This is a genomic window from Kitasatospora sp. NPDC059747, from assembly GCF_042732955.1.
Taxonomy (GTDB): domain Bacteria; phylum Actinomycetota; class Actinomycetes; order Streptomycetales; family Streptomycetaceae; genus Kitasatospora.
On sequence record NZ_JBHWGV010000154.1, the window covers coordinates 1 to 5,222 of the forward strand.

General features: G+C 73.7%; 3 protein-coding genes. 1 reads left to right on the forward strand and 2 read right to left on the reverse strand.

Features of this window, described 5'->3' with window-relative positions:
* The first annotated feature begins 116 nt into the window (after positions 1-116).
* Positions 117-971 carry a hypothetical protein gene (locus ACFV4G_RS38910; RefSeq protein WP_380447525.1) on the forward strand — a complete coding sequence of 285 codons (855 nt, stop codon included), beginning with the start codon at positions 117-119 and terminating at the stop codon, positions 969-971.
* Between the two features lie 365 nt (positions 972-1,336).
* On the opposite strand, the gene ACFV4G_RS38915 is transcribed toward ACFV4G_RS38910, so the two are convergent.
* Both ACFV4G_RS38915 and ACFV4G_RS38920 read right to left on the reverse strand, forming a co-directional pair.
* Positions 1,337-4,114, reverse strand: coding sequence for a molybdopterin-dependent oxidoreductase (locus ACFV4G_RS38915; RefSeq protein ID WP_380447526.1), 2,778 nt, complete (start codon positions 4,112-4,114; stop codon positions 1,337-1,339).
* Positions 4,111-4,935 carry an FAD binding domain-containing protein gene (locus ACFV4G_RS38920; protein WP_380447540.1) on the reverse strand — a complete coding sequence of 275 codons (825 nt, stop codon included), beginning with the start codon at positions 4,933-4,935 and terminating at the stop codon, positions 4,111-4,113. Before ACFV4G_RS38920 ends, ACFV4G_RS38915 begins: the two co-directional genes overlap by 4 nt.
* Positions 4,936-5,222: the final 287 nt, after the last annotated feature.

Consider the following 5,222-nt stretch of genomic DNA (forward strand, 5'->3'; position numbering starts at 1 on the left):
GGCGCCCGCGGGCCCCCGGGGGGGCGCGCGGCCGGGGGGCGCCCCCCCCCCCCCCGCCCCCCCGCCCCCGCCCCCCGGCCCCCCCCCCCCCCCCCACCGCCGCACTCTCGGCCGGGGTGGTCGTCCTGGCCGTGCTGTCGGGCGCGACGCTCCTCACGGCCCGCGGCCACTCGGACACCCGCCCGGCCACGGGGCTCGCCGCGACGGCGGACGGCACGGCCGCCCCCTCCCCCGGCTCGACGCCCAGCGCCACGCCCACGGCCAGCGCCACGCCCACGCCGGCCGGGCCGCAGCCTCCGGCGACGGCCGCCCAGCTGGCCGACGGCATCACCTTCGAGCAGGCCGCCACCGCGCTCGGTCAGTGCCTGGACTACGACAAGGAGATGCAGGCCCGGTGGCAGAGCCCGCCGCCGTCGGCCGCGCAGGGCACACAGGGCACACAGGGCACACACCCGAACCGGCCCGTCCACGACTACGGGACCCTCGCCGACTACCGCATCCTGCTCGCCGTGAAGAGCACCGGGGACGACAACTCCCCGGGCGACGGCATCTCGGTCGTCGGCGTCAGCCAGGGCGCACACCCGACCCGGCTCATCTGCCACCAGACCGACGGCAGGACCTCCGGTCTCCAGTCCGGCAGCGCCGACCCGCGCGCGGGCGGCCCGGAGGGCCTGGTGAACCCGGACATCAACGGGGGCAAGCTGTACCGGCAGGCCATGCTCGACGGCCACGCCTGGAAGCTGCCGTACCGCTGGGGCAGCATCGGCACGTTCGCCCCCTCGGTCACCCGGGTGAGCGTCTCGTACGGAGACGGACCGGCCGTGGACGCGGCGCTCGACCACGGCTGGTTCGCCGCCACCGGCCTCCTCACCGGCCCCGTGACCCGGACCCCGCACATCAAGGGCTACGACGGCACCGGGAAGCTGGTCTACGACTCCGACGACGACAAGGGCTACCAGAAGGACCTCTGACGGGTCGCCGCACAGCTCGGCCGACCCCGCCCCCGCCCGCGCCGCACTGCGCGGTCCTGTCCGATCGTCCAACAGGTGGACGGCCGCGTGGTGTTGCACTCCAGTGGTCCGCACAGTGGCGTTCCGGTTGAATCGGATGCAGAAGGGCCGGGACGTTCCCACCTGGGACGGGCCGGCCGCCGCTTCCCGGCGCCGTCGTGCACGGTCCTGGGGCGCGGGACGTGTGCGGGCGCCCGGACCTCCTCAAGCGGGCCGTTCACCCACTCCCGCGTCTCCGGACGGTGCACGACGGCGCCGTTCGCATTGTGTGCATCAAGCACAAGGGTGAGGGCCGGGAGCAGTCCCGGCCCTCACCCCTCCGCGCGTCAGCGGACGCCGCCCGTCCGCCTCCGGTGCTCGTCCAGCGCCTGCCACACCTTGTCCCGCAGGAACGGCGCCTCCGTGAACCGGATCCCCGTCGCGTCGCGCAGCGCGTTGGCGAAGGCGGGCGGCACCGGGTTGAACGGGCTCTCGGACATCGACTTGGCGCCGAGCGGCCCGATGGAGTCCGACGTGTCGGAGAAGTGCACCTCCGTGCGCGGCACGTCCGCGTACGCGGGCAGCCGGTAGCGCCGGAAGGCGGCCGTGGTGACCTCGCCCCGGTCGTCGACCAGGACCTGTTCGAACAGCGTCGCGCCGAGCGCCTGCGCCACGCCCCCCTCGACCTGGCCGCGGCACTGCAGGGGGTTCATGACCTTGCCGGCGTCGGCGCCGTGGACGCTGCGCAGGATCCGCATCTCGCCGGTGTCCGGGTCGACGGCGATGCGGAACCACTGGGAGTTGAAGGCGATCGAGCGCGGCGAGCCGCCGAAGTGGCCGTCGGCGCTGAGCTCCACGCCACGGCCGCGCGCCGCCTCGAACACCTCCTTGAGCGCGACCGCCCGCCCGTCGCACTCCACCGCGTCCGCGGTGAGCCGCAGCAGGCTGCGCGGCGTGCGGGCGTACTCGGCGGTGAAGCCGAGGATCCGTTCGGCGAGCGCGTTGGCCGCCTTCATCACCGCCTTGCCCGCGACGACGGTGCCGGCCGAGCCGAAGGCGCCGGTGTCGTGCTTGACGACGTCGGTGTCGGACTGCCGGATCGCGATCCGGTCCACGGTGGTGCCGAGCGCCCCGGCGGTGATCTGCTTGTGCACGGTGGTGGTGCCGTTGCCGAACTCCGCCGTGCCCACGGCGATGTCGTACGTGCCGTCCTCCAGGAGCTTGACCGTGGCGTCGGCGATGTGACCGCCGGGCGGGCCGCAGGCGATGGCCGCCATGGCGAAGCCCTGGCCCACCAGCCAGCCCTCGGGGGCGAGTTCGGCGCTGCTGTCGTTCGCGAGGGCGGTGCGGACGACGCCGAGGCACTGGTCGAGGCCGTAGCTGGCGATGTGGAGGTCCTCCTCCTCGCCGAGCGGGCCCTCCATGTGCTCGCCCGGGCCGATGATGTTGCGCTCCCGCAGCACCAGCGGGTCGATCTCCAGCCGCCGCGCGAGCTCGTCCATCGCCGACTCGACGGCGAAGGTGACCTGCCCGAGGCCGTAGCCGCGGAAGGCCCCGGCGGGCACGCCGTTCGTGTAGACCGAGTACGCGTCGACCTTCTTGTGCGGCGCGCGGTAGACGCCCATGGACTCGCCGACGCTGTGGAACATCACCGCCGGACCGTGGTTGCCGTACGCTCCGGTGTTGGACACCACGCGGAACTGGATGGCCGTCAGGGTCCCGTCCGCCTTCGCGCCGAGCTTGACGGTGATCGTGAACGGGTGCCGGGTGGTGGCGCCGTAGAACTGCTCGCCGCGCGTGAACTCCAGCTTCACCGGCCGGTGCAGCCGCATCGCCGCGAGCACCGCGATATCCTCGGTGAGCATCTCCTGCTTGCCGCCGAACCCGCCGCCGACCCGGCCCGCGACCACCCGGACCTTCTCCATCGGCAGGTCGTACAGGTCGCACAGCGCCCGGCGGGTGAGGAACGGCACCTGGGTGGAGGACCGGACCACGATCCGCTCCTCCCCCGTCTCCCCCGTCTCCCCGGCCTCCCCGGCCTCCTCGAAGTAGACGACGCAGCCGTGCGTCTCCAGGCTGGCGTGCTGCACCCGCTGGGTGCGGAACGTCTCCTCGTAGACCACGTCCGCCGCGGCGAAGCCCTGCTCGACGTCGCCCATCTCGCCGTGGGCCTCGCCGCAGACGTTGTTCTCCGCGCGGGCGATCCGCGACTCCGGCCCCTTGGGGTGGATCACCGGCGCGCCGGGTGCCATCGCCTCCTCCGGATCGAGGACGTACGGGAGGTGCTCGTACCCGACGACGATCCGCCGGCAGCCCTCCTCGGCCGCGCCCTCGCTCTCGGCGACCACGGCGGCGACCCGCTGACCGACGAAGCGGACCACGTCGTCGAGCACCCGGGTGTCGTCCGGGTCCTCGGTGGGGTGCTCGTGCCGGGCAGAGGAGTAGAGCTTGTCGGGGGCGTCCTCGTGGGTGAACACCGCGACGACCCCGGGCACCCGCAGGGCCGCCGAGGTGTCGATGGAGACGATCCGCGCGTGCGGGTGCGGGGAGCGCAGCAGCTTCATGTGCAGCAGGCCCTCGACGTCGAGGTCGAAGGTGTATCGGGCGGTGCCGGTGACCACCTGCGGCCCGGCGGGCGCGCCGAGGCTGCGGCCGACGGCCTGGCCGGCGCACGGCGCCTCGGTGTGCTTGACGCCCCGGATGGAGTCCTCGATCGCCCGGTAGCCGGTGCAGCGGCACAGGTTGCCCTTGAGGGCGCGCGGCAGGTCGGCGCGCTTGTCGTCGTCGAAGCCCTCGGCGGAGGTGGTCATCAGCATGCCGGCCGTGCAGAAGCCGCACTGGAAGCCCTGGGCGTCCAGGAAGCGCTGCTGCATCGGGTGGAGTTCGCCGTCCTTGGCGAGCCCCTCCACGGTGGTGACGGAACGGCCCTCGGCGCGCAGCGCCGGGTAGAGGCAGCTGTGCACCGGGTCGCCGTCGACCTGCACGGTGCAGGCGCCGCAGTCCCCGGCGTCGCAGCCCTTCTTCACCCCGAACCAGCCGCGCTCGCGCAGGTAGGTGCGCAGGCACTGGCCCGCTCGGGGCTCGGCGTCGAAGTCCTCGCCGTTGACGCGGATGGTGTAGCTCATCGCCCGGCCTCCTCGACCAGTTCGCGGCGGATCTCCTCGGCGAAGCGGTGGGTCATGTGCCGCCGCCAGGCCGGGAGCCCGTGGATGTCGTCGAAGTACTCGTCGGGCCGGACGCCGTAGCCGACCGCCTCCCGGACGGCCTCGGCGTTCGGCGGGACGGCGAAGCGCAGCTGGATCGGACGGACGGTCGAGGCCGTGATCGTCAGTGCGAGTTCGCCGTCGACCGGGTCGACGGTGCCGATCAGCAGGGCGCCGGAGCGGCCGAGCCCGTACAGCGAGGCCTGGCGGAACGCCGTCCGGCTCGCCAGCGCGCGGGCGGGGACGGTGATCGAGCGCAGCAGCTCGCCGGGCCGCAGGACCTTGACGCCGGCGCCGGTCACGAAGTCCTTCACCGGCACCCGGCGCACCTCGCCCGTCTGGGACAGCAGGGTGCACACGCCGTCCAGGGCGGCGGTCAGCGAGATCATCGGCCCGGCCGGGAGCCCGTTGCACAGGTTGCCGCCGACGGTGGCCATGTTCCAGATCTTCCAGGAGGCGAGGAACGCGCGGCAGCACTGCTCGACGAGCGGCGCGGCCCGCCAGTGCGCCGCCCGGGCGAAGCGGGAGAGCTGGGCGATCGTGCAGGTCGCGGCGATCTCCAGGTCCCCCGAGGCGGTCATCCGGAGCGGCTCCCAGCCCATCCGGCCGAGGTCGATGAGCCGGCGGATGTGCGGCTGCGGCTCGGAGAACAGGTACGTGCCCCCGCCGAGCCAGGCGTCCCCCGGGCGCCAGGTATCGCGACGCCGCGCGTCACGCAGCTCCACCACCGTGTTCAGGTCCACGTCCAACCACCGTCCTCGACCGTTCAGTAGGGCGATTGAAGCAACGGCGGGAGCCGGGAACGAGTGGGCTGGGATACCAGGGCCGTGAGGCCGGATTGGATGATCAACCAAGCCGTGCACCTCGCAGTTGCGACGCTACTACGAGCAGTAGCCTCGCGGATGCAAGGAGCAGCGGGGCCGGGGGGGGGGGGGGGCCGGCGCCGGTCGTGGTGGTGGGGGGGGGGGGGGTGAGGGGGGGGGGGGTGGTCAGCCAGGTCTCAGGCAGGGGGGGGCGGGGGGTGTTTTGG

Coding starts and splice junctions, on each gene's coding strand:
- ACFV4G_RS38915 (WP_380447526.1), bottom strand. CDS start 4,114: ATGAGCTACACCATCCGCGTCAACGGCGAGGACTTCGACGCCGAGCCC.